A 23,593-nucleotide genomic window follows, 5' to 3' on the forward strand; every position below is an offset into this window, starting at 1 on the left:
AAATTATCTTCTTGGTTGTACTCTTCCGTCTTTTCTATCCTGTGATCTACCGATGGTATATCCGGTAGCTCCACCTACCACACCTCCGATTACAGCACCCAGACCCCTGTTTTTCTTAGCAATGATTGCCCCTGCGGCTGCCCCACCTACAGTACCAATAATAGTACCTTTGGCTGCTTTACTCATTCCTTTTTTCTGAGTAGTTCCCTGTGAAGTACCACTTCCGTTATCAGCGTATCCACCATTGCTTCCACCGCCTGAGTTAGAGTGAGAGCTTCTGTCACGGTATATCGTTCGGGTTTCTCTTATCACTTTTGGTTTTGAATTATTTTCAGCAGTAGCTTTCGCTTTCTTGGTTTCAGAGATACTGTCTGCTTTTTTTTGAGCCTCATATACCAGCTTTTCTTTTTCAATAGCCAGTTTTTGTCGTTCTATTTCAAGCTGTCTTGACTGGAATTCAAGCTTTTGTTCTTCCAGTGATTTCTCAGCAGTTCTGTCATCTTTCTTGCAGGCCGTTAGTAAGAAAACGGATAAAAAACCTGCTAATACTATCTTTTTCATAACTCAAATTTTAATAAGCTTAAGCCTAAACGGCTTTAATTTTAGATTTATTTTCAATTATGAAGCCAAAATTCAGTTAAAGAATGTTAAAGTTGATAGTAAAAGATTCAAATGAATTCTAAATCCTGATAAAGATCATAGTAATAAAGAGGATTTGGAGTGAATCTTCTAATGGAGATTTATTGTAGTTTTCTGCTTATGCCGCGAAATTTTTACTAAAATGAATTTGTAAGATATAGTTAATCCATAGTTTTTGTTGATTTAATTTATGATGCCTATTTTTGAGAAACTAAATTACTTTCAATATGAAAAAATCAATTTTTACAGTAGCAGCTGTAGTAGGATTACTGGCTGTTACTACTTCGTTTTCTTCCACTGATGTTGTGGAGAATCCATCTAAGACTCGTACAGAAGTATCGATTAAGGATGCAAAAACAAAGACATATCCGGTTCGTTATGGATTGATATCTCAAAGTGGAACAAAAATGCTTTCAGGTTCAGGATTTGATTTGGGAGGATTTGTTGCCAAAAACACTGCTACAGGAGATGAGTATTTCACCGGTCAATACAATTACCGTGCGCTTCCCCAGTATTCTGAGGAAGATCTTCCGGAAGGAACCTATGAATTTTCAGGCATCCAGGGCCAGGGAGGCTGGGTAGGATATGGAACAGTAATTGCTACAGTATCGGATGAAAATGTAGATGATGATGGATACATTACAATATATGTTCCTATCACATGGGAAGAATAACTTTGTGAAAGACAAAATATTTATCTACATTTACCAAATCCTCGAATGAGGATTTTTAATCAATATGTAGTTATTAATACTGTTGAATATATGAGAACTTCTTAATGGGAGGAATATATAAACAGTTTACATGATATTCTGTTTGGATTTTTCTGAATAGATTTTTTTCATCATTTGTGTTTTTTAGGCCTCCGCATGGAGGCCTTTTCTTTTTAATGCCTTTATGATTATACTCATATCTGTAGAGGAATAAGAATGGTATCTTTGAGTAAACATTTTCTATTCCATATTATCCTTATGATAAAAGTTCCTCATTTTGGGGAACTTTTTTATTGCAAAGAGAAGACGTTGAAGAAGTGTAAATAAAAACGTTATATGACTGTGCTCATAAAATAGAAGAAAAAGAAGGCTTATTTTTGAGTTGAAATTTTTATTTCTGATATAAAATTTTTTTTCATCATTTGTGTTTTTTGAGGCCTCCGGATGGGGGCTTTTTTGATGATGTAGTTTCATCCATGTGCTGAGTCCTTTATTCATCAAAAATTATTCTGCCGTCAAAAGGGTGATCCCAAACTACAAATATGCTTTCATTTAATCTTCGGATAGGAGCTTGTATTATTTCATATTCCCCTTTTTCATTCAGTCTTTCTAGAGTAAGGTTGCTGCCTTCACCTATTTCATTTACTTTGAACTCAATCTGATATTGCTTTTCATGATTCTGAGCAAAATCTGTTTTTTTAAATTGTTTTTGTGACATGATATTAGATTTAAATGGTATGTTAAATGACAGAATAAATTGTGCCAAGTTGTGATTTTTTCTGCCTTCTTTGCTTCATGCGATATTTTGAAGTCTTATTGTTCTTTGCTTAATTTTTTATTTTAAAGTTTTTTTTAATTATTGATTTATTAAGTATTATTGGATTTGATAATGTGTTGATATGTTTAGTAGAGTTATTATTTGTATATATTTAAAGTTCAATAGGTTTTGAGTGGTTATTTTTTAATTTAATTTTCTCTGTTTATGAATAAAATTTTAATTTTTTTTCGAAAAAAGTAATTCTTGGCACGATTTTTCAATATACCAATGCAACTCATGTTTAATTTGAGTTTTCATGGTTATTAGTTTTTATCCTCGGAATTTCCGAGGATTTTTTTTTGTATATGACAGTACTCATAAAAGATGGGGTTGAAGTTGGATTATCTTTGAGAAAAATAATTGTCATCCATCATTCTTTTTTGTGTTGTAAAACAAGCTCCTCCTATGTGGTAGAGTTTGTTTTATTTTGAAGAGTTTGAAATTCCTCCTGTAATTCTTAAAACTTGATTCATTTTAGTAAACAAGAGTGGAATCAACAAGTTGATCCTTTCTAATTTTATAAATAAAACTGCATAAAAAAAACCTCTAAATAAAATTTAGAGGTTTTAAAGAGGTACCTAGCGGATTCGAACCGCTGTAGATGGTGTTGCAGACCACTGCCTAGCCGCTCGGCCAAAGTACCATGTTTTACCATTTTTGAGGTGTGCAAATATAGCTAAATTTCTATACAAACCAAAGTTTTTATGCGATTTCTTTCTTTCCTAGACTGTCAATTTCGCTTTTTGCTTGAATTTCAGCCATATAATTTTTTAGATTAATTACTCTTGTGTCGCTCCAGCTGTCGTGCCATCCGTTTACCCCAAGAAATGAGAGCCCATCAAAAGGAACAATTCTGGAAAGACTTCTGTACATAATTTGTTGGGTTGTTGGTTTTGTCCCATCTGTACTGATTACTTTGGTCCCTGTAATATACTTTGAAATGGTTTTTCCATCTAAATAGTTTTCCATCAGAAAATAATAAAGGTAATAGTTGAAATTTCCAATAAAGAGACTCCATAAAAAGCCTCCATTACTATAGAAGTAGAAAAACTCAAGTGAAGTAATGTTATAAAGGAAATTGCAAATACTAGAGAGGAGGTAATTGACAATATATATGATGATAACATCTATGAAATTATTGGCAAACCTAATCCATAATGAAGCCTTATTGTATTCAACAATATTTAAAATTCTTTTCATGGGTCGGTTATTAGTTTTTTTTAACTGGATTTTATTTGATTTTTAAAGTCCGTTCACAAGTAGTTTTAAAGTGGCATTAGTATCAATGACAGCAGTAATTCCTGTACTGTTGAGAAGAACTTTGCTTGGTCTCAGATTAAATACCTTTCCGCTCATCTTTAATCCTTTATAATATTCCTTGTTGAAAGCATCTTCAATACTTTTTCTGGATGTTTCTTCCAATTCCTGGGTTGGAATTCCATATTCCTCTTCAATCATCTTTACAATTTTCCCCTGGAATAGAAGTGAGGCTGTCTTTTGGAGAATATTCATTGTTTTAAGCTTGAATTTCGTATCAGATAAGACAATTTTTCTTTTAGTTTCATCATATACAGGAATTCCCGAAACTACAGCAGTCCCTTTGATATAACCATCTGTCTGTGCTTCAATAACAATTCTGTTGTCAACACCATACACTCTGATGTCTGTTACCTTTACTTTGGAATCTCTAATATCAAATTCTTTGTTGAGAAATGTTTTTCTGGCCATATTACTGGCTTCTGTAAAAGGAATATTGGCTGTAGTCTGCAAAACAAATTTATCTGCAACAGTTGGAGCAAAATTAAAATTACTTGCTGAAGTTACAGTAGGAGAGGCTGCAGGTTTATTTCCTGTAAAAGTTTCTGAGAAAATATCAATTCCAAGGGTGGCATTGATCTGATTTCCATAGAATTTTAAAGGAGTGATGGTAACGCCCACCGGACTTACTTTTAGCCATGTATTATATTCTTCTGAAATATTGAATGGCTGTGCAAATGTATTCCAGGCCATAATAGCATATTGCTGGAAGTTTAGCTGGGTAGCCATTTGCTGATCGATGGTTTTACAGAATTTTTCCTGTTGTTCTTTTAAACTCTTTTCAACAATAGGAGTAATCGGAATTTGTATTCTTCCATAATCCAATACCGGTTTTGTTACCCATCGGAAGCCGTTGGGTTGTGTATTGGTAGTAATTGTCCAGTTGTTTTTAAATGTAACCGTAGTATTAAAGGACATTACGGTTTCAAAAGTAGTATTCTGATAGGAATAAACGCCCAGGGTTCCGATTCCTTTCTCTGCCCATATTTTTAAAGGAACTTCAATCAATAGATTTTGGCTGGTTCCTCCAACTAAGCGAATGGGTCTGGTTTTCCATACTTTTACTTTAAACTGGTCATTATTATTATCTGTATAAGAATCATCCTGGTAGATGAGATCTTTTACAGAGGCGTTTACCATATTGCTCAGCTCTGAAAGTGGGATTGTTACCGGCATGGTAATGCTGGATTTAATCTTCGGAAAATTATAACTGGCCAATTGATTATCAACACCTGTCTGACCAAAAGTATTGATAAATGCTACTAAAAATAATATTTTAACGAATTTCAATTTTGTATTTTTTTAGAAAATAAAAATAAGAATTTTAATTTTCCGGTTTAAAACTTTTTTCCAGTTCAATACTTGCGCCTTTCATTTCACCTTGCATAGGCGGTGCTGTTTTGGTAAGCTTAAGCTTGATATAGTCGATTTGTGGAAAACGATCATGTATTTTTGAAATAATTCTTCCCGCAACATGTTCCAGCAATTTGGATTTGATTTTCATTTCCTGATGAAGAATATCGTTGATATCTGCATAGCTTATGGTATCATTCAGGTCATCTGATTCTGCTGCCTTCCACAAATCGGTATGAAGTTCTGCATTTAAAATATAGTAGGTGCCAATAATATTTTCCTCAGGTAAAACCCCGTGGTAGGCATATATTTTTACATCTTCAAGATATATCTTACTCATTGCTTAATTTTTATCAAGCAAAAATCGTTTTAATTCTTCAAAATCTGAATTTATTTCTACAGTTTTTTTCTCCTTTTTCATTAGGGCTTCCAAAGATTGGGGAATTTCAATTTTTGTTTTGATTGCATTTTCTACAGCACCAGGAAATTTTACCGGATGTGCTGTTCCCAGGATGAAACCTTTTTTACCTGGATTTTCTTTAATATATTGCTCAAGTGAAGCAAATGCTACTGCACTATGAGGATCCAGAACATAGTGATCCTTGTGGTAGACATCTGTAATTGTCTGCATGGTTTTTTTATCATCTATGGAATAGCCGGATATCTTATTCTTTAGAGCATCAAACTCATTGTTGAAAAGTTCCAGAATTCTGACAAAATTGCTGGGGTTTCCCACATCCATAGCATTGGATAAAGTAGCGACAGTCTTTCTAGGGCTAAAATTCTGGGTTTCCAAATACTCAGGGATTACATCGTTGGTATTGCAGGCTGCAATGAAATGTTCTGTAGGAAGACCACGTAAATGAGCCAAAATTCCAGCACAGATATTCCCGAAATTTCCACTTGGAACACAGATTACAGGAGCTTTGTTTTCTATTTGCTGCCATTGTTTTAATGCTAACATATAATAAATCTGCTGCGGAAGCCATCGGGCAATATTGATAGAATTGGCAGAAGTCAGGAAGACTTGGTTATTGACTTCTTCACTGGAAAAAGCTTGTTTTACCAGATTTTGACAATCATCAAAACTGCCATTAACTTCCAGCGCGTAAATATTTTTACCTAATGCGCTAAGTTGCTTTTCCTGAACAGGGCTTACCCTATTTTTAGGATAAAGAATGACAACATCAATGCCCGGAAGATCATAGAATCCATGAGCAACAGCTCCGCCAGTATCTCCGGAAGTCGCTACTAAAACAGTAACTTTTTTCTGTTGATTTTCTAAAAAATAAGACAGACATCTGCTCATAAATCCTGCACCAATATCTTTGAATGCCAGAGTAGGGCCATGAAAAAGTTCCAAAACTGAAATGTCATTATTAATTCTTTTCAAAGGAATTTCAAAGCTGATGGTTTCTTCAACAATCTTTTTAAGTATTGCTGAAGGAATTTCATCTCCAATAAAGTCTTTCATACATTGAAAAGCAATCTCCTCATCAGAATATTTAGAGAGATTGTGAATGAATTCTTCTTCGAAGTAAGGGATCTTTTCAGGAAAGAATAATCCTTTATCTCTTCCCTGTCCTTTTATGGTTGCAGTTCTGAAATCAATGCTTTCTTTACTGTCTTTTAAATTATAATATTTCATTTTGTCTTTAATCTAGTTTTGATTCTTCAATGGCTTCAATTCCAACAGGATTTATTTTGGAAACATAAACGAAGTTGTCTATGTCAATTTCATCATACATGGTTTTCATAAGGTCAGCAATTTTTTCTGCCGTTTCTTTTTTTTCTGCCAGCATGAAAATAGAAGGTCCTGATCCTGAAATTCCTCCTCCCAGAGCTCCAAGCTCAAGACTTTTTGATTTAATTTCATCAAATTTTGGAATTAAAATACTACGTATAGGTTCTATAATGACATCGTTGAGACTTCTGCCAATCAGTGCAAAATCATTTTTCTGAATACCTGCTACCAATCCTGCAATATTTCCCCATTGTTCAACAGCGCTTTTTAAGGCGATATTTTTCTTTAAAATTTGTCTTGAATCGGAAGTTTTAACTTCAACCTGAGGATGTACGGCGGCAACAAATAAATCAGGGGCATTCAATGGAATGATATCAATGGGATCTGTAGATTTTACTAAAGTAATTCCACCATAGATACATGGAGCGATATTATCGGCATGACGAACTCCGGAAGCGAGTTCTTCTCCAAACATGGCAAAATGTACCGCTTCATCTTTTGACATGATATTTCCCAATATGATATTGGCTCCTATGGTGGCTCCGGCAGCACTAGCCGCACTGGAACCTAGTCCACTTCCCGGTTTTATATGTTTATGAATAATAACTTCAAAGCCATTTTTTAAGTTGAAATGTTCCTGAATTTTTAAAAGTACAACACCTGCAACATTTTTAGCCGGCTCTTCAGGAAGCCCGAAAGAATCTGTATGCTTTATGATGATTTCCGAAGTTTCCAGTAAACGGATTTCCATTTCATCATAAGGTTCATTAACAGCCATTCCAAGAATATCAAATCCACATACTAAATTGGCTACAGTAGCCGGAATCTTTAATTTTACTTTTTTCATATTTTTTGTTTTTAAACTGAACGGATAATGTCTGCAAAAATACCACTGGCAGTCACTTCAGCTCCTGCACCGGCTCCTTTGATGACCAATGGTTGTTCGGAGTATCTTAAGGTTTTAAAAATGACAATATTATCTTTTCCATAAAGATGAAACAGATCGCTTCCCGGAGCAACATGCTGTAAACCTACTTTGGCTTTTCCTTCTTCAAATTCTGCAATATACTTCAGTATTTTTCCTTCCTTTTGGGCGTTACCCAATAAAGACTTAAAATGACTTTCATATTCTGTAAGCTTTTCATAGAAATGCTCTACACTACCTTCCATACAGGCTGCCGGTAGGAAACCTATATTTTCAATTTCTTCAAACTGAAGTGAATATCCGGCCTCTCTGGCAAGGATTAAAATCTTTCTGGCCACATCGGTTCCGGAAAGGTCCAGTCTTGGGTCCGGTTCTGTATAGCCTTCTTTTTGTGCCTGAGCTACCACTTCAGAAAATGTTCTGCTTCCATCGTAGTTGTTGAATACAAAATTTAATGTTCCACTAAGTACAGCTTCAATAGAAGTTATTTTATCCCCACTTTTAATGAGATCATTAATGGTTCCTATTACCGGAAGCCCGGCTCCTACATTCGTTTCAAAGTGAAAAGTGCAATTATGGTTTCTGGCGGTATTCTTTAATGTCGTATATCTGTTAAAATCCGATGAAGCCGCAATTTTATTACAGGCAACAATATTGATACTCCTTTTCAAAAGTTCTTCATATACTTCAGGAATTTCAGAACTTGCGGTGATATCAACAAAAACAGAGTTTCTTAAATTACGGGCTTTGATTTCTTCGGCAAATTTTTGAGCTGAAGCCTCAATACCTGATTCATTCCAGTTGAGGTATTCTTCTTTGGAAATTCCTTTGTCTGCAAAAATCATCTTTCGGCTGTTGGACAGACCAGCAATTCTTAAGTTGATGAAGTGGTTTTCTCTCAGATATTTATTCTGATTATAGATCTGCTGGATAAGCTTGGTGCCCACATTTCCTGTTCCACAGATATAAAGATGAATTTGTTTTATTTCTGATTCGAAAAACTCTTCATGAAGGACATTAACTGCTTTTCTGGCATCTTTTTCAGCAACAACAACACTGATGTTTCTTTCTGAGGAACCTTGTGCAATAGTTCTGATATTAATTCCATTATTACCTAGACACCCAAACATTTTAGCACTTACCCCACTTCTACTTTTCATGTTTTCTCCTACTAAAGCTACAATTGAAAGATCTGTTTCAATATGAACCGGAGCTACTCTTTTTAAATCAATATCATCAGCAAAGGAAGCATTAATCATCGTTTCAGCAATTGATATATCTTTTTCGTGAATGGCGATAGTAATGGAATGTTCCGAAGAACCTTGGGTAATGAGAATCACATTTATTTTTTCTTGGCTAAGACATTGAAAAAGTTTTGCGGAAATTCCAGGAATTCCTACCATTCCACTACCTTCCAGAGTGAGAAGGGCGATATGGCCCATATTTGAAATTCCTACTGCTACCTCATGTTTCTCATTTTCCGAAATTTCCAGATTATGGGATACTAATGTTCCCTGCGCTTCCGGATCAAAGGTGTTTTTAATTTTAAGCGTAATATTTTTTACCATCACAGGTTGAATAGATGGTGGATAAATAACTTTTGCTCCAAAATGAGAAAGCTCCATAGCTTCATGATAGGAAATTTCTGCGATGGGTTTTGCATGGGAAACCAAGCGAGGATCAGCAGTCATCATTCCACTTACGTCCGTCCATATCTGAAGTTCCTCAGCCTGAATGACAGCAGCAATTATAGCAGCAGTATAATCTGAACCACCACGTCCTAATGTTGTTGTATGGCCTTTTTCGTCACTGGCTATAAAACCAGGACCTATCAGGATACGATTCTGATGCTTGTTGATATAATTTTTAATATTGCTTTCAGTGACGCTGAAATTTACTTTCGCATGAGTAAAATTGCTGTCGGTTCTAATGAGTTGTGAAACATTCATCCATAAACAATCCATTTCCTGATGCTGAAGTCTTGCTGCAATGATACTGGATGATAAAAATTCTCCGTATGAGGCAATTTTATCCTTGATTCTTGGGGTAAGCTCTCCAAGAACGAAAATTCCGTTGTATAGATCTTCCAGATCATTGAAGTGTTTTTTTACAAAACTTAGTAAAGAACTTTGTTCCAGTACAGTAATAAGTTCCTTGACAAGGTTCAGGTATTTTTCCTCCGCATTTTTAAGCAACTGTAAATAATCTTCATTTTTAACAGCTGCATATTCTGCAGCCTTAATAAGAAGATCTGTTACACCATGAAGTGCAGATAAAATGACTACAACATTGCTTTTTGAAGATTCCTTTTTGATAATATTTTCCACCAGCAGGATATTCTGAGAATTGGCGACTGATGTTCCGCCGAATTTTAAGATTTTCATCTATTATTTATTTGAGGTTAGATAAAGTGAGTGAGTTACTCTTTGAAAAAAAGAGTACAGGTACCGGAAATAATATGTGAAAATTTACCCCTTTATGGGGTAGTTGTTGTAGTTGTGAATGTAGAAACAGCAGATACTCCTGAAATAGGTGACTTCAGGATAGAAATATCAGATATGTTTCTTGAAAAATTCATTGTAACAGGACAAATGTACAAATTATTTTGAAATAGCAAACTTTTAACATAATAAATTTGTAAATCCTTTTATAGAGAAATATTTTGTGTAATTAATTAAAAATCTTACATTTATCAAACTAACTATAATGAATATCCAATGAAAAATTCAAAAAAAATTAAAAGAGAACATTTAAAATCAATTAATGGTGGTGGAATAGGGGATTGTTATGAAAATTGTCCTGTTGGACCTTATGGACCAAATGAACCAAGATCATGTGGAGACTTTTATGGGCTGCCAGAGTGCTGTAAAAAAAGAGTATTAGTAAGCATGGACTGTTTTGACCGTTATTAATATCTTTCAATAATATAAGAGCATTGTTATTACAGTGCTTTTTTGCTTTATCATCTTAAAATTAAAATAATATGAAAACAATTAAAAGATTATCAAGAGAGCAGAAGAAGAATATCAGTGGTGGCGCTACACAAATTCAAATCGAAGCTTGTGGTAGTGAACAACTTGTATGTTTTATGGGTGGAGGCAGATGGGGATGCTGGCTTAAGCCTGGTGGAAAATGCTATCCTCCCATGCTGTAATTTGAATCAAATTGAAATCATTCAAAATCTTTGCAATATGAAAAAGTTATCCAGACATCATCTTAAAAATATTAAAGGTGCGAATGCTTCTCTTTGCAACGGATGTCCAGCTCATATTAAGTATGGGCCGGGAGTGGAATACACTGGAACCTGTGATAATTATTTTGCATTACCGGATTACTGCAAAGACCAAAATTGTGTTAGAGTCAGCAGATCTTGTTTTGGAGATAGTTAACAGGAATAATTATCAATGATCAGTAAAACATTAATTAATAACAAATCTAAACATGAAAAAATTATCACGAACAAACCTGAAGGATATTAATGGTAAAGGAACGGGATGTAACTTCTGTCCGACTTCCGGAAACTATGGAGATGGTCCTGAGTATACCAATGGCTGTATGGCTTTTTGGGCATTATCTCCTGCGTGTAGAAATTGCGTTGATGTAAGTGCCGATTGCTATGGACCGGATTATTCTGATTATTATGGTCACTAAATGAAAATTTTGCTAAACAATACTATTCAATAACATCAAAAAATTAAAATAACTATGAAAAATATAAAGAAATTAAACAGAAAAGAATTAGGAGGCATAAATGGTTCAATTGGATCAAACTGTAGCAGATGTCCACAGCATACAACATATGGAACTGGTCCCAATGATGCTCCATGTAGTGCTTATCAAGCGCTTCCTACTTATTGCAAAGCATGTGTAATTGTAAGTATGGAGTGTATGGATGGAGGAGTATCTTAATATAAAGATGACTCATCAAAAATAAAAAAGCACTGTAAAAACAGTGCTTTAAATTTACTTTATACTTTTCGAAAGATCAAGCATCGCCTCAATGGGCTTCAATGCTTTTAATCTTAATTCTTCGTCGATAAGAATCTCAGGAAGTTCATATTTCATACATAAATACAGCTTTTCCATTGTATTACGTTTCATGTAGAAACATTCTGAGCAGTTACAACTTTCGTCGAAAACTAATGCAGGAATTAATTCCTTGTGTGGTGCACGTTTTCTCATCTCATGGAGAATCCCTTCTTCTGTTGCGATGATGAATTTCTGGCAATCATCTTTTTCTACAAAGTTCAGCAGAGCAGAAGTGGAACCAATGAAGTGTGCTAATTTTAAAACAGCTTCTTCACTTTCCGGGTGTGCAATCATTTTTGCATCCGGATTGTCTGCAAGCTGTTTTGCAATTCTTTCCATTGAAAATGCCTCGTGTACTATGCAGCTTCCGTCCCAAAGGATCATATCGCGACCTGTCTTTTTAGATAAATATCTTCCCAGGTTTTTGTCCGGTGCAAAAATGATGGGTCTGTCTTTTGGAAGCGCTTCAATAACGGTTTCAGCATTTGAGCTTGTTACGATAATATCACTTTCAGCCTTTGTTTCTGCATTACAGTTAATGTAAGTAGCAATTAAAGCATCAGGATGTTGCTCACGCATTTTTCTTAATCCTTCTCCAGAGCATCCGTCTGCCAGAGAGCATCCAGCCATGGTATCAGGAAGAACTACTTTTTTAGTTGGATTAAGAATTTTTGCTGCTTCAGCCATGAAATGTACTCCACAGAATACAATCATGTCAGCATTAGTTTCTTTTGCCTGTCTTGCCAATTGCAGAGAATCTCCAAGGAAATCAGCAATATCCTGAATCTCTCCCGGTTGGTAATAATGGGCAAGGATTACAGCGTTTTTCTCTTCCTTAAGTTTTAGAATGGCTTTTACCAGTTCTTCTCCCTGAGGAATCGCTATGTCTTTTATATCCAGGAATCCTTTTACGGGAATCGCAGATTTAGCTTTTTCTAATGTTTCGGTACTCATATCAACCTCAATGTTTTTTATTATCAGAAGTTAGAGGTTAGAAATTAGAAGTTAGATTTTGATGAAAGTACGTTCCTTTCATCTTCTGACCCCCATCTTCCAGCCATTAATTATTGATAAAACTTTTTATTAAACTTTCTATTTCTTTTTTAGCTTCATCAAGATCGGAATTGATGACGATCCTGTCAAATTCACTGGCATAAGACATCTCTTCTTCAGCTTTTTCTACACGGGTTTTGATGGTTTCATCATCGTCCGTATTTCTTGAAATCAATCTTCGTTCCAGTTCTTCAATGGAAGGTGGTTCTATAAAAATAGACAACGCCTTTTCTCCAAAATATTTTTTCAGGGAGATACCTCCTTTTACGTCTACATCAAAAATAACAACTTTTCCCTGATTCCAAATCTTTTCCACTTCAGATTTTAAAGTTCCGTAATATTTATCAGTGTATACTTCTTCATATTCTACAAAAGCATCTTCTGAAATTTTCTGTCTGAATTCATCAGGTGATAAAAAATGGTAATCTACTGCATGCACTTCACTTCCTCTTGGCTGTCTTGTAGTACATGAAATTGAAAACTCCAGTGTAGGGAAAGTTTCAAGAGAATGCTTTACCAATGTAGTTTTTCCGCTTCCAGACGGTGCTGAAAATATAATTACTTTATCCATATTTTTGAGTTTCGAGCTCCAGAGTCCGAGTTGCTTATCTAATCAATAATAATTGTGATCCCGCATCTCGTACCTGGTCACTACAACACGTTTAACGTTTGTTCTTTAATTTTCTCCAAATCATCCTTCATCATCACTACCAGTTTCTGGATTTCGGCATGGTTGGCTTTAGAACCTAAAGTGTTGATCTCTCTTCCGATTTCCTGGGAAATAAAGCCCAGTTTTTTACCATTGAAAGATTCATTGTCCATTACTTCCTTGTAATATTTCAAATGCTGGGTCAGTCTTACTTTTTCCTCTGAAATGTCCAGTTTTTCTGTGAAGTAAGCCATTTCCTGATAGAAACGGGTTTCGTCCACATTTTCGAATTCTTTCAGAGTTTTTTGGTAACGTTCTTTTACACTTACGATTCTTTCTTCTTCAAAAGGAATCACTTCGCCCAGATATTTATCAATGTTTTGAATGTTTCTGTTAAGCTCTTCATGTAAAATACTGCCTTCAGTTTTTCTGAATTCTTCAAATCGATCTACTGCAGCATGAACGATTTTTGCTAATGCTTCCCATTCGCCTTCCGTAAGCTCATCAGGTCTTGAGGTGATGGCATCCGGCAATCTTACTGCCATTTTCAGATATTCGAAATCAGGACCATCTGATGCAATATTTTTAAGTTCATTGATGTATGAATCAATTAAACCTTTATTAATTTTTACATCATTAGATTCTTCAAGATTTTCAAGATTGACATAGCAGTCAACTTTTCCACGGATAATTCTATCGTTAAGAATTTTTCTGATCTCAAATTCTTTTTCTTTGTAACGTAAAGGAATTTTGATATTTAAATCAAAGCTCTTGCTGTTCAGTGATTTAATATCTATTGTTATTTTTTTTCCTTCAAAAACACCTTCGGCTCTACCGAAGCCAGTCATTGATAAAATCATAGTTTTTTATTGTTCTACAAAGATAAACATTTAAATTAGCACAGTGAAATCTGTAAAAGATTCTATTTTACTGATAAAATAATGAATGTGCACTGATGAAAAATCTGATTTCTGTAGTAGGACCCACCGGAATAGGGAAGACAAAACTGGCAATTGATCTGGCAAAACATTTCAATACCGAAATTGTTTCCTGTGATTCCCGGCAGTTTTTCAAGGAAATGAAAATAGGAACAGCAGCACCATCTGAAGAAGAATTGGCTGAAGCACCTCATCATTTTATCGGCAATCTTTCCGTTGAAGAATACTATTCAATTGGTCAATACGAAGAAGATGCCCTGAAAAAACTCACTGAACTTTTTCAAAAACATAACACCGTCATTCTTGTAGGGGGAAGTATGATGTATGAAAAAGCTGTGATTGAAGGGTTGAATGATCTGCCTGAAGCCAATGTTGAAAATCAGGAAAAGCTTCAGAAACTTATGGAAGAGGAAGGTGTTGAAAAACTTCAGGAAATTTTAAAAGAATTAGATTCCGAATATTTTGAAGTAGTCGATATTCACAATCACCGAAGACTTTTACGTGCTATTGATGTGATCTGGCAAACCGATAAAAAGTATTCTGAACAGATTGCTGTTTCTCAGGATTCCAGAGATTTTAACGTCATCAGAATTGGAATTGAAGCGCCAAGAGAAGAATTGTATGATAGAATCAACCGTAGAGTGGATATTATGATGGGAAAGGGTCTTTTGGATGAGGTAAAAGGTCTGGAGAAATTCAAAGGACTGACTGCTTTGAATACGGTTGGTTATACTGAATTATTCAAATATTTAGATGAAGAATGGGATCTTGAATTTGCCGTTTCTGAAATTAAAAAGAATAGCCGCAGATATGCTAAGCGTCAATTGACATGGTATAGAAAGGCTGATGATATTCATTATTTGCAGTTGGGATATTCTCAGCAGGATTATGAGGATTTGATTCTTTGGATTACTGAGCAGTTTCAGAAATAAATTTTTGAACTATTAAGATTATAAGAGGGTAGGGGAGCTTGGCTTTAAGGAATGCTGTTCTTAAAATCTATTGATTCGCATTGATGAAATTTAATTTCTTTAATCATTTAAAAATTGAAGACAGACATTGAGATTCCTCGGAATGACAAAGACTATATGTATTGTTTGTCATTCTGACGAAGGAAGAATCTTGTATATTGTTTCAGAGATTCTTCACTCCACGTTGTTCCGTTCAGAATGACAGCATATAATTAGATGTCCTGGGGATAATCTAAAGCATAGAGTTTATGTTGATTTACAATGATTTAACAATAAAAAAATGCGGCCCTATAAAGAACCGCATCTCAAACAATATAATTTAATTTACTACTTCCAACCGCCACCCAGCGCTCTGTATAAATCTACAATGCTGCTTAATCTTTGTCTTTTAATGGAAGCAAGATTCAACTCTGCCTGAAGAGAATTTCCCTGTGCGGTAATCACTTCAAGATAATTGGTAGAACCTCCTCTGTAAAGAAGTTGTGCACTTTTAATTCCATCTTTCAATGTAGTGGACTGTTCTGCTGCTTTTTGTTCCTGGACTTTTAAATTTTCATTAGAAACTAAAGCGTCAGAAACTTCCCCTACTGCATTTAATACGGCTTGACGGAACGCCAATACATTTTTCTCTCTTTGAATTTTAGCTACCTCAAAATCGGTTTTTAATTGTCTTTTCTGGAAAATCGGCTGAGTAATTCCTCCTAAAACCGACCCAAATAATGATGCCGGAATCTGAAACCAGTTATCGAATTTAAATGAATTAACTCCGCCATTTGCTGTAATCTTTAAAGCAGGATACATATTGGCCTGGGCAATTCCTACCATGGCATTAGATTCCAGTAAAACCAATTCCTGCTGACGTACATCCGGTCTGCGGCTTACCATAGCTGCAGGAAGTCCTGCCATGATATTTTGAGGCAGAGAAGTATCAGACATCTCAATCGTTCTGTTGACTTTATTAGGCGTCTCACCTACCAGAATACTCAATGCATTTTCCTGAATCGCAATATTCTGTTCCAATTGAGAGATCAAAAGTTCAGTGGCTTGTTTCTGAGCAGTAGCCTGCTGAACTCCCAAAGAAGTGGTATCTCCACTTTCCCACATTTTTTGTGTAATTAATAGAGTATTACTGGTTAACTCCAGATTGGATTTGGCAATTGCCAGCTGTTTATCCAGCATCAGAAGATTGTAATATCCCTGGGCAATAGCGGCTACCACTTGAGTTTGAATAGCCTTTGAACCTTCATACGTTTGCAGATACTGCATTCTGGAAACTTCTTGCTGGTTTTTGATTTTCCCCCAGATATCGGCCTCCCATGAAAGATTGAAGGCTGCATTATAATCTTCAACATGGCTTTGACCTAAAAACAGGTTTAAGCTTTGTCCGTTCATACTGTTTTTAGATGGCTTAGAAATCTGAGCCGCTACTCCAAAACCAACATCAGGATATTGCATATATTTTGCCTGTTTCAGTTTTTCCTGTGAAGAAGCTACTTGTTTTAGGGCAATTTGAAGGTCATAATTATTTTTAATTCCTTTTTCAATCAGACCTTGTAAAATAGGGTCATTGAAAAATTGTTTCCATTCCAGATTGGCAATACTTGCTGTATCAGCAGTGGCCGTGTACTGGAATTTTTCCGGTAGCGGAAGGTCCGGCTCCGTGTATGCCAGTTTTGACACACACGAAACAGATCCTAAAGCTATGGCGAATGTTAATATAATATTTTTTAGTCTTTTCATAGTTTTTCTTTAATAGACTTTAATGGAGTACAAAACTTTAAGGGTTTTATTTTCCCACAGATTTCCACACATGCTTTCAGGTGATAAAATCAAAGATTTTCAAAAAAACTTAAGTGTACTGCTTATGCAAAAGCTTTTGTAACTTTTGTGTAATCTTATTTGAAAAATTTTATTTCCCACAGATTGCGCAGATTTACACAGATGCTTTCGGACAAGAAAATCAAAGATTTTCAAAAACTTATGTGTACTTCTTATGCAATATATTTTTAACTTAAAATCACTTAAGTGTTTGAAATATTTTATGATTTATAAATTCCATTTTTTGTTACCATTTAATTAATGAGGAGTTGCCAGAAGTTCTTCTTCCATTTGCTTTTTCAGAAGTCTTTTCTTCTTTCTGCTTGGCATTTTTTCATGCAGATATTGGAAGACAACATACATCACAGGAATAATGAAAATTCCGAATACTACTCCTGTAAGCATTCCACCTACGGTACTATACCCAATAGAATGGTTTCCTTTTGCAGAAGCTCCCTGCGTCCAAACTAATGGAAGCATTCCTACGATGAAAGCAAAAGAAGTCATCAGGATGGGTCTTAGACGTAATCTTGAAGCCTGAAGTGCAGATTCAATCAATGATCTTCCTGCTTTTCTTCTCTGAACAGCAAATTCTACGATCAGGATGGCATTTTTTGCTAATAATCCCACCAACATGATTAATCCTACCTGTACATAAATATTGTTATCAATTCCTGCCAGACCTGTGAAGGCAAATACTCCGAATATTCCGGTTGGAATAGTTAAAATAATGGCAAACGGAAGAATATAACTTTCGTATTGAGCAGCTAACAGGAAATACACAAATAAAATACTTAGTAAGAAGATAAAAGTTGTTTGTCCTCCTGTTTTGATCTCCTCACGCGTAATTCCTGTCCATTCATATCCATAGCCTCTCGGAAGTGATTTCTGAGCAACTTCTTCTACAGCTTTAATGGCATCTCCGGTACTGTATCCCGGTTTTGGAGTACCATTAATAGTTACCGCATTGAAAAGGTTATTTCTCGTCACAGTTTCCGGCCCGAAGGTTCTTTTTAAGGTGACTAAAGTTTTAGCAGGAACCATTTCTCCAGATTTGTTTTTCACATAGATTCCCTCCAAAGAATTAATATCCGTACGGTAAGGAATATCTGCCTGAGCCATTACCCTATAGTATTTCCCGAATCTGTTGAAATCAGAAACGAAGCTACTTCCGTAGTAAATCTGCATGGTCTGCATTAATTCGGTGATAGAAACTCCTAACTGATTGGCTTTATCTGTATCTACATCAATGGTGTATTGTGGATTTCCGGCTGCATACGTTGTAAAGGCAAAGGCAATTTCCGGACGCTTCATTAATTCACCAATGAATTGTTGAGTCGTGGTTCCCAATTGCTCAAAAGATCCGTTGGTTTTATCCTGTAGCATAAATTCAAAACCGGACACGTTACCAAATCCCTGAATGGTAGGGAAATTGAAGAAGAAAGCATTAGCGTCTTTTACCTGGCTTACTTTTCCTGTTAATGCAGCAGCAATTTGATCCGGATCCTTCATTTCTCCACGTTGATCATAATCTTTAAGTTTGATAAAACCTGCAGAATATGGAGAAGCATTCGCATTACTGATGAAGTTCATTCCATCGGCTACCCAAAGGTGGTTGGTTGCTTTTTCTCCGTTAATGATTTTATCAATCTGTTCAGTCGCTCTGTGAGTCCTTTCCAATGAACTTCCCGGAGGAGTATTCACTGCATATAATACAAATCCCTGGTCTTCTGTTGGAATAAATCCTGATGGTGCTTTTTTAATCATAAAAATACTCGCTGCTGTGATGACAACAAGGCCTCCAATAGCTACCCATTTGTTTTTGATTAAAAACTTAAGACTGTAAATATATTTTTTGGTCATATTATTGAAGCTGGCATTAAATGCATTGAAAAACCTCGCTCCAAAACCTTTTTTGTGACCATGTTCACCGTGCTCTCCTTGAGGATCACTTAAGAAAAGGGCGCATAATGCTGGGCTTAACGTTAAAGCATTCACCGCCGAAATCATAATGGCAATGGCTAATGTAAAGGCGAACTGTCTGTAGAAAACTCCCGCAGGACCTTGCATAAAACCAACCGGAATAAATACTGCACACATCACCAATGTAATTGAAATAATGGCTCCGGAAATCTCACTCATGGAGTTCATGGTTGCGTGTTCCACAGGCATTCCTGTTTGTTCCATTTTAGAATGGACGGCTTCTACCACGACAATAGCATCATCTACCACAATACCGATGGCCAGAACCAATGCAAATAAAGTAAGCATGTTGATACTGAAACCAAATAACTGAAGGAAGAAGAATGTACCAATAATAGCGACAGGTACGGCAATGGCTGGGATTAAAGTAGATCTGAAATCCTGAAGGAAAATAAATACTACGATAAATACCAAAATAAATGCAATCACCAATGTTTCAACGACCTGATGAATAGAAGCATCAAGGAAATCTTTGGAGTTATACATGATAATTGGCTTCACTCCTTTAGGCAGGGTAGTACTGAACTGGTCTACCTGTTTTTCAATCTCAGTAAGGATCTCATTCGCATTGGAACCAGCTGTTTGTAAAATAGCAAACCCTGAAACAGGCTTTCCATCCACTCTGTTGGCCGCTGTATAAGTATAAGATCCGAATTCTACTCTTGCAACATCTTTTAATCTTAAGAAAGAACCGTCACTATTCGCTTTGATGGCGATATTTTCATAGTCTTCATTCTTGTTCAGTTTTCCTTTATATTTAAGGATATATTCGTAAGTTTCCTTACTTCCCTGTCCAAGACGTCCCGGAGCAGCTTCAAGGTTATGATCTTTGATAGCGCCTAACACTTCCTGTGGAGAAAGGTTATTAGCAGCTAATCTGTCCGGTTTCAGCCAGATTCTCATCGAATAATCTCTGGTTCCGAATACCTGTGCCTGTGCAACTCCCGGAATACGCTGTATCTGAGGAATGATGTTGATTTTTAGATAATTCTGCAAGAAAAGCTCATCATATTGTTTAGGATCATCACTCGTTAATCCCATAAACATAATCATACTGTTCTGAACTTTCTGAGTGGAAATTCCAGCTTGTACTACTTCCTGAGGAAGCTGGCTCATTGCTTTTGATACACGGTTTTGTACGTTTACGGCAGCATTATCGGGATCAGATCCTTGCTTAAAGAAAACGCTTAAGGTCATGGTACCGTCATTACTGGAGTTGGAAGTCATGTACGTCATGTTTTCCACTCCGTTCACAGCTTCCTCAATAGGGGTTGCTACAGAACGTGCCACTACTTCAGCATTTGCTCCCGGATAAAAAGCCGTTACCTGGACACTCGGTGGAGCAATATCCGGAAAGAGGGCGATAGGCAAATTAAAGAGAGACAAAGCTCCCAATAATAAGAGTATTATGGAGATGACCGTGGAAAGGACCGGTCTTTCTATAAATTGTTTTAACATAAGAAGTTTATTTTTTTAATTTGCTTACACTTTTTTAACACTCAAGTTTTAAAGATTTTCAAATACTTATATGTACTTATCAGCATAATCAATTCAACTGTATATACTTATCTAAAAGCTTTTATGACTTTTGTGGTTAAAAAAGTTTAAACAGTTACAACGGCTTTGCTCTCAATAGGCTATCCGAAGAAATAGCTTTGGGTTTGATGGAGGCTCCGTCTTTCAGGTTTCCGATTCCGGTGTAGACAATTTTTTCTCCTGGTGAAAGTCCTTCAGAGATAAAGTAATAACTGTCTGTTTTTCCTGAAATTTTAATAGGTTTTCCGGTTACCTTTTTATCATTGCCCATTACATAGACATACGTTTTATCCTGAATTTCGAAAGTAGATTCCTGTGGAATAACCACTGCATTTGAAATCAGTTGCGGCATACGTATTCTTCCTGTATTTCCGGTTCTCAGTGTTCCGTTGGTATTAGGGAAAACGGCACGTACGCTGATGGCTCCTGTTGTTTTGTCAAACTGTCCGTCTACAATGCTTAATCTTCCTTTTTCAGGATAAGTACTGTTGTCGGCAATAACCAAGTCTACCATAGGCATATTTTTTAACTTTTCCTCTAAAGTTGCGCCGGGATATTTATTCTGAAAAGCAATAAAATCAAGTTCACTTAAAGAGAAATAGGCATAAATTTCACTGATGTCTGATAGTAAAGTCAATGGATTAGGATCAGTTCTTGAGATCAGGCTTCCCTTTTTAAAAGGAATTCGTCCGATATATCCACTTACGGGTGCAGTAATCGTTGTAAATCCTACATTGATTTTAGCACTGCCAACAGATGCTCTGGCTTGTGATGCGGCAGCTATAGCGGCTTCATAGTTGGCTTTTGCTGTTTTAAGCTGAACATCAGATACAACTTTTGCAGCAACTAAAGGCTGAAGTCTGTCTACTTCTACTTTTGCCTTTTGTATATTGGCATTGGCAGCCTGAAGATTAGCATTCGCCATATTCATCTGCTCACCATAAGTTCTTGAGTCTATTTTAAATAAAGGTTGTCCGGCTCTTACATAAGCGCCTTCCTCTACATAAATTCTGTCAAGATATCCATCAACCTGAGATCTGATTTCCACATTGTTTTTCCCTTCTAAAGCAGTTGGGAATTCCTGATAGGTGGTAGCAGGAGAGGATATAACGGTATAAACCGGAAGTTCAGGAGCTGGAGGTGCAGTATTGGATCCTTCCGCAGCCTTGGTGCAGCTCTGTAAAAGAATTATACTTGATATAAGTACAATAAACCTTGTTTTTCCAGGTATGTTCATTGTTAATTTAATTTTTAAATAAAGTGTTAGATTGAAGTAATGTTTCTTTTTAATAAATGCTGTTTTTTTTCCTAACAGTGTTAATGAATTGTTCAAAAAAAATTACAGAATTTTTAATGTCCGATCAAGTCGATTGTTTCCATAATTGAAAATTGTTTTTAATGTTTAAGTATATGAAGATGTGAGGTGTAAATCATGTTAATTTTGCTAACGGTGTTAATTTAAAAAGAAAAAATAAGTACCTTTAACAATCGAATCGTGTAGAGTTTTACATAGATGTTTTTTTATTTTTAATTAGGATTTAACGAATATATTACATTAATTCAGTGTTAAATTTCCTAACAGTGTTAATTTTAGTTCAAAAAAATATTATAAAGACTTAATAAATGATGAAACGGTCTCATCCAAAGTCGATTTATTCATAGTAGATGGAATATCTCCTGTACGCATCATCATAATGGAAATCATCCCATGAACCGCTGAAAATAGGGCGTGAGACATATGACATGCATTATCTGTATTCGATCCGTTTTTTTCAATGATGTTATAGGTACATTCATAAATCAACTCCTGGAACGAAGAGAATTCTTTCTTCATCTGCCCTTTTCCACAACATTGCATTCCCAGTCCAAACATGAGTTGGTAATATTCCTTATTATTAAAAGCAAAGTTCCAATAAGCATCTACAAGAGCTACAAGCTGCTCTTCCGGAGTATCATATTGCTGTTGTGCTTTTAATAATTCTATGTGTAATTTGTGAAAGCCATCTAATGAAATTTCAAATAGAATAGCATCCTTGTTTTCGAAATAATCATACACCACCGGTGCGCTGTATTCAATAGCGTCCGCTATTTTACGCATAGATAGTGATGCCCAGCCTTCAGATTTCGCCAAAGTGAATGCCGCCTGCAAGATACTTGCACGTATGGATTCTTTTTCTCTTTGACGACGTTCATGTAAGCCCATGATATTCTTTTCTAACAGTGTTAGCAAAACTACAAACTTTTGAAGATATCTTCCAAACGATATTTTAAATTTAATGAAAAAATAAGGAATTTGAGATAGGCCGGAAGCTGGAAGAATGGTTGCTGGAAGTAGTTTAAGTATATAATTAAAAAATTATTGTAATAATTAATAAGGTAAATAGCCTGAGTCAATAAATAGAATATGAGAATAGATATTTTATGGCTTCAATAAACTTTCATCTTCCAGCCTCCATCTTCCTTACCAATATAACCAAAGAAATTTTTATCTTTGTGAAACTAAAGAAAAAGGATATGAATACTCCCTCCAATATGTTGGCATTAGGTACAAAAGCTCCGTTTTTTGAGCTTCCGAACCCGTCAAAAACGAATGAACTTCAGTCTTTAGAAGAACTGAAAGGAGAAAAAGGAACGCTGGTTATCTTCATGTGCAACCACTGTCCGTTTGTTCTTCATGTAATTGATAAAATCAATGAATTGTATGAAGACTATAATGAAAAAGGAATTGAATTCATCGCGATCAATGCTAATGATATTGAAAAATATCCGGATGACTCTCCTGAAAAAATGATTGAGTTCCAAATCGAAAGAAATTTTGATTTCCCTTATTTATTTGACGAGAGCCAGGCTATTGCAAAAGCTTACGAAGCGGCATGTACTCCTGATTTCTATTTCTTTGATGATAAATTAGACCTTGTATACAGAGGCCAGATGGATGATTCAAGACCTGGAAATAACAAAGATGTTACCGGAGAAGATTTGATTATTGCTTTTGAAAATCTTTTAGCTGGAGAATCTCAGGAAGAAATTCAGAGACCTAGTATGGGATGTAATATTAAATGGAAGTAGCTAGCTGAGAATTGAAAGTTATTTATATAATATTAAATT

24 protein-coding genes and 1 tRNA gene are annotated in these 23,593 nt (G+C 35.6%); 9 read left to right on the top strand and 16 right to left on the bottom strand.

From position 1 onward, the window contains the following. Positions 1-3 precede the first annotated feature (3 nt). Positions 4-561: a YMGG-like glycine zipper-containing protein gene (locus NBX25_RS13115; protein ID WP_250253938.1), complete on the bottom strand. Its 558-nt coding sequence runs from the start codon at positions 559-561 to the stop codon at positions 4-6. 305 nt (positions 562-866) lie between these two features. On the opposite strand from NBX25_RS13115, the gene NBX25_RS13120 reads away from it, so the two are divergent. Then, entirely contained in the window at positions 867-1,313 is a 447-nt protein-coding gene (locus tag NBX25_RS13120; protein WP_123910124.1) for a hypothetical protein, read from the top strand. A gap of 529 nt (positions 1,314-1,842) precedes the next feature. Here the strand turns inward: NBX25_RS13120 and NBX25_RS13125 are convergent. The 8 genes from NBX25_RS13125 to thrA all read right to left on the bottom strand — a co-directional run bounded on the left by NBX25_RS13125 (position 1,843) and on the right by thrA (position 9,892). Beyond that, on the bottom strand, positions 1,843-2,070 hold the full coding sequence (locus NBX25_RS13125) for a glutathione synthase (RefSeq protein WP_250253939.1): 228 nt from the start codon (positions 2,068-2,070) through the stop codon (positions 1,843-1,845). Between the two features lie 671 nt (positions 2,071-2,741). Next, positions 2,742-2,812 (bottom strand) — tRNA-Cys (locus NBX25_RS13130). Positions 2,813-2,871: 59 nt separating this feature from the next. Next, positions 2,872-3,369 (bottom strand): RDD family protein, encoded by a 498-nt coding sequence (locus NBX25_RS13135; protein ID WP_250253940.1) that lies wholly within the window; start codon positions 3,367-3,369, stop codon positions 2,872-2,874. A 42-nt stretch (positions 3,370-3,411) separates the two neighbouring features. Continuing rightward, positions 3,412-4,776, bottom strand: coding sequence for a DUF4403 family protein (locus tag NBX25_RS13140; RefSeq protein WP_250253941.1), 1,365 nt, complete (start codon positions 4,774-4,776; stop codon positions 3,412-3,414). Between the two features lie 34 nt (positions 4,777-4,810). Next, on the bottom strand, positions 4,811-5,179 hold the full coding sequence (gene folB / locus NBX25_RS13145; RefSeq protein ID WP_250253942.1) for a dihydroneopterin aldolase: 369 nt from the start codon (positions 5,177-5,179) through the stop codon (positions 4,811-4,813). Positions 5,180-5,182: 3 nt separating this feature from the next. Continuing rightward, positions 5,183-6,487 carry a threonine synthase gene (gene thrC / locus NBX25_RS13150; protein ID WP_250253943.1) on the bottom strand — a complete coding sequence of 435 codons (1,305 nt, stop codon included), beginning with the start codon at positions 6,485-6,487 and terminating at the stop codon, positions 5,183-5,185. Between the two features lie 7 nt (positions 6,488-6,494). Beyond that, positions 6,495-7,430 (bottom strand): homoserine kinase, encoded by a 936-nt coding sequence (locus NBX25_RS13155; RefSeq protein WP_250253944.1) that lies wholly within the window; start codon positions 7,428-7,430, stop codon positions 6,495-6,497. A gap of 11 nt (positions 7,431-7,441) precedes the next feature. Further along, entirely contained in the window at positions 7,442-9,892 is a 2,451-nt protein-coding gene (gene thrA, locus NBX25_RS13160; protein ID WP_250253946.1) for a bifunctional aspartate kinase/homoserine dehydrogenase I, read from the bottom strand. 42 nt (positions 9,893-9,934) lie between these two features. Here thrA and NBX25_RS13165 point away from each other — a divergent pair, with 42 nt between their 5' ends. From NBX25_RS13165 to NBX25_RS13190, 6 genes are all read left to right on the top strand, one after another. Beyond that, the gene (locus NBX25_RS13165; RefSeq protein WP_250253947.1) at positions 9,935-10,117 is read left to right on the top strand and encodes a hypothetical protein; all 183 of its coding nucleotides are present in this window, start codon (positions 9,935-9,937) and stop codon (positions 10,115-10,117) included. 108 nt (positions 10,118-10,225) lie between these two features. Beyond that, the gene (locus NBX25_RS13170) at positions 10,226-10,420 is read left to right on the top strand and encodes a bacteriocin-like protein (protein ID WP_068944592.1); all 195 of its coding nucleotides are present in this window, start codon (positions 10,226-10,228) and stop codon (positions 10,418-10,420) included. A gap of 71 nt (positions 10,421-10,491) precedes the next feature. Then, entirely contained in the window at positions 10,492-10,662 is a 171-nt protein-coding gene (locus tag NBX25_RS13175) for a hypothetical protein (RefSeq protein ID WP_164464447.1), read from the top strand. 37 nt (positions 10,663-10,699) lie between these two features. Further along, entirely contained in the window at positions 10,700-10,897 is a 198-nt protein-coding gene (locus NBX25_RS13180) for a hypothetical protein (RefSeq protein WP_250253948.1), read from the top strand. A gap of 52 nt (positions 10,898-10,949) precedes the next feature. Continuing rightward, positions 10,950-11,159, top strand: a complete 210-nt coding sequence (locus tag NBX25_RS13185) for a hypothetical protein (RefSeq protein ID WP_250253949.1) — start codon at positions 10,950-10,952, stop codon at positions 11,157-11,159. A 54-nt stretch (positions 11,160-11,213) separates the two neighbouring features. After that, entirely contained in the window at positions 11,214-11,417 is a 204-nt protein-coding gene (locus NBX25_RS13190; RefSeq protein WP_250253951.1) for a hypothetical protein, read from the top strand. Between the two features lie 54 nt (positions 11,418-11,471). Here NBX25_RS13190 and nadA read toward each other — a convergent pair whose 3' ends face one another. The 3 genes from nadA to NBX25_RS13205 all read right to left on the bottom strand — a co-directional run bounded on the left by nadA (position 11,472) and on the right by NBX25_RS13205 (position 14,099). After that, positions 11,472-12,491, bottom strand: a complete 1,020-nt coding sequence (gene nadA / locus NBX25_RS13195; RefSeq protein ID WP_068944588.1) for a quinolinate synthase NadA — start codon at positions 12,489-12,491, stop codon at positions 11,472-11,474. A 106-nt stretch (positions 12,492-12,597) separates the two neighbouring features. After that, complete coding sequence (gene gmk, locus NBX25_RS13200; protein ID WP_123910136.1) at positions 12,598-13,161, bottom strand: guanylate kinase; 564 nt, start codon at positions 13,159-13,161, stop codon at positions 12,598-12,600. 80 nt (positions 13,162-13,241) lie between these two features. Continuing rightward, positions 13,242-14,099, bottom strand: a complete 858-nt coding sequence (locus NBX25_RS13205; RefSeq protein WP_250253952.1) for a YicC family protein — start codon at positions 14,097-14,099, stop codon at positions 13,242-13,244. A gap of 95 nt (positions 14,100-14,194) precedes the next feature. On the opposite strand from NBX25_RS13205, the gene miaA reads away from it, so the two are divergent. Next, positions 14,195-15,109, top strand: a complete 915-nt coding sequence (gene miaA, locus NBX25_RS13210) for a tRNA (adenosine(37)-N6)-dimethylallyltransferase MiaA (RefSeq protein WP_250253954.1) — start codon at positions 14,195-14,197, stop codon at positions 15,107-15,109. Positions 15,110-15,475: 366 nt separating this feature from the next. Here the strand turns inward: miaA and NBX25_RS13215 are convergent, their stop codons facing one another. The 4 genes from NBX25_RS13215 to NBX25_RS13230 form a co-directional block, all read right to left on the bottom strand. Then, entirely contained in the window at positions 15,476-16,888 is a 1,413-nt protein-coding gene (locus tag NBX25_RS13215; RefSeq protein WP_123910139.1) for an efflux transporter outer membrane subunit, read from the bottom strand. Positions 16,889-17,224: 336 nt separating this feature from the next. Then, positions 17,225-20,407, bottom strand: a complete 3,183-nt coding sequence (locus NBX25_RS13220; RefSeq protein ID WP_250253955.1) for an efflux RND transporter permease subunit — start codon at positions 20,405-20,407, stop codon at positions 17,225-17,227. Between the two features lie 154 nt (positions 20,408-20,561). After that, positions 20,562-21,722, bottom strand: coding sequence for an efflux RND transporter periplasmic adaptor subunit (locus tag NBX25_RS13225; RefSeq protein ID WP_250253956.1), 1,161 nt, complete (start codon positions 21,720-21,722; stop codon positions 20,562-20,564). 369 nt (positions 21,723-22,091) lie between these two features. Further along, on the bottom strand, positions 22,092-22,688 hold the full coding sequence (locus NBX25_RS13230) for a TetR/AcrR family transcriptional regulator (RefSeq protein ID WP_250253957.1): 597 nt from the start codon (positions 22,686-22,688) through the stop codon (positions 22,092-22,094). Positions 22,689-22,999: 311 nt separating this feature from the next. On the opposite strand from NBX25_RS13230, the gene NBX25_RS13235 reads away from it, so the two are divergent. Beyond that, on the top strand, positions 23,000-23,554 hold the full coding sequence (locus NBX25_RS13235) for a thioredoxin family protein (RefSeq protein ID WP_250254009.1): 555 nt from the start codon (positions 23,000-23,002) through the stop codon (positions 23,552-23,554). Positions 23,555-23,593 lie beyond the last annotated feature (39 nt).

This window comes from Chryseobacterium sp. Marseille-Q3244 (assembly GCF_940807095.1).
Classification (GTDB): Bacteria; Bacteroidota; Bacteroidia; order Flavobacteriales; family Weeksellaceae; genus Chryseobacterium.

What these genes read in the sequence shown, in the direction of transcription:
- NBX25_RS13115 (WP_250253938.1), bottom strand. Translation starts at nt 561, where the DNA reads ATGAAAAAGATAGTATTAGCAGGTTTTTTATCCGTTTTCTTACTAACG.
- NBX25_RS13120 (WP_123910124.1), top strand. Translation starts at nt 867, where the DNA reads ATGAAAAAATCAATTTTTACAGTAGCAGCTGTAGTAGGATTACTGGCT.
- NBX25_RS13125 (WP_250253939.1), bottom strand. Translation starts at nt 2,070, where the DNA reads ATGTCACAAAAACAATTTAAAAAAACAGATTTTGCTCAGAATCATGAA.
- NBX25_RS13135 (WP_250253940.1), bottom strand. Translation starts at nt 3,369, where the DNA reads ATGAAAAGAATTTTAAATATTGTTGAATACAATAAGGCTTCATTATGG.
- folB (WP_250253942.1), bottom strand. Translation starts at nt 5,179, where the DNA reads ATGAGTAAGATATATCTTGAAGATGTAAAAATATATGCCTACCACGGG.
- thrC (WP_250253943.1), bottom strand. Translation starts at nt 6,487, where the DNA reads ATGAAATATTATAATTTAAAAGACAGTAAAGAAAGCATTGATTTCAGA.
- NBX25_RS13155 (WP_250253944.1), bottom strand. Translation starts at nt 7,430, where the DNA reads ATGAAAAAAGTAAAATTAAAGATTCCGGCTACTGTAGCCAATTTAGTA.
- thrA (WP_250253946.1), bottom strand. Translation starts at nt 9,892, where the DNA reads ATGAAAATCTTAAAATTCGGCGGAACATCAGTCGCCAATTCTCAGAAT.
- NBX25_RS13170 (WP_068944592.1), top strand. Translation starts at nt 10,226, where the DNA reads ATGAAAAATTCAAAAAAAATTAAAAGAGAACATTTAAAATCAATTAAT.
- NBX25_RS13175 (WP_164464447.1), top strand. Translation starts at nt 10,492, where the DNA reads ATGAAAACAATTAAAAGATTATCAAGAGAGCAGAAGAAGAATATCAGT.
- NBX25_RS13180 (WP_250253948.1), top strand. Translation starts at nt 10,700, where the DNA reads ATGAAAAAGTTATCCAGACATCATCTTAAAAATATTAAAGGTGCGAAT.
- NBX25_RS13185 (WP_250253949.1), top strand. Translation starts at nt 10,950, where the DNA reads ATGAAAAAATTATCACGAACAAACCTGAAGGATATTAATGGTAAAGGA.
- NBX25_RS13190 (WP_250253951.1), top strand. Translation starts at nt 11,214, where the DNA reads ATGAAAAATATAAAGAAATTAAACAGAAAAGAATTAGGAGGCATAAAT.
- nadA (WP_068944588.1), bottom strand. Translation starts at nt 12,491, where the DNA reads ATGAGTACCGAAACATTAGAAAAAGCTAAATCTGCGATTCCCGTAAAA.
- gmk (WP_123910136.1), bottom strand. Translation starts at nt 13,161, where the DNA reads ATGGATAAAGTAATTATATTTTCAGCACCGTCTGGAAGCGGAAAAACT.
- NBX25_RS13205 (WP_250253952.1), bottom strand. Translation starts at nt 14,099, where the DNA reads ATGATTTTATCAATGACTGGCTTCGGTAGAGCCGAAGGTGTTTTTGAA.
- miaA (WP_250253954.1), top strand. Translation starts at nt 14,195, where the DNA reads ATGAAAAATCTGATTTCTGTAGTAGGACCCACCGGAATAGGGAAGACA.
- NBX25_RS13215 (WP_123910139.1), bottom strand. Translation starts at nt 16,888, where the DNA reads ATGAAAAGACTAAAAAATATTATATTAACATTCGCCATAGCTTTAGGA.
- NBX25_RS13220 (WP_250253955.1), bottom strand. Translation starts at nt 20,407, where the DNA reads ATGTTAAAACAATTTATAGAAAGACCGGTCCTTTCCACGGTCATCTCC.
- NBX25_RS13225 (WP_250253956.1), bottom strand. Translation starts at nt 21,722, where the DNA reads ATGAACATACCTGGAAAAACAAGGTTTATTGTACTTATATCAAGTATA.
- NBX25_RS13230 (WP_250253957.1), bottom strand. Translation starts at nt 22,688, where the DNA reads ATGGGCTTACATGAACGTCGTCAAAGAGAAAAAGAATCCATACGTGCA.
- NBX25_RS13235 (WP_250254009.1), top strand. Translation starts at nt 23,000, where the DNA reads ATGAATACTCCCTCCAATATGTTGGCATTAGGTACAAAAGCTCCGTTT.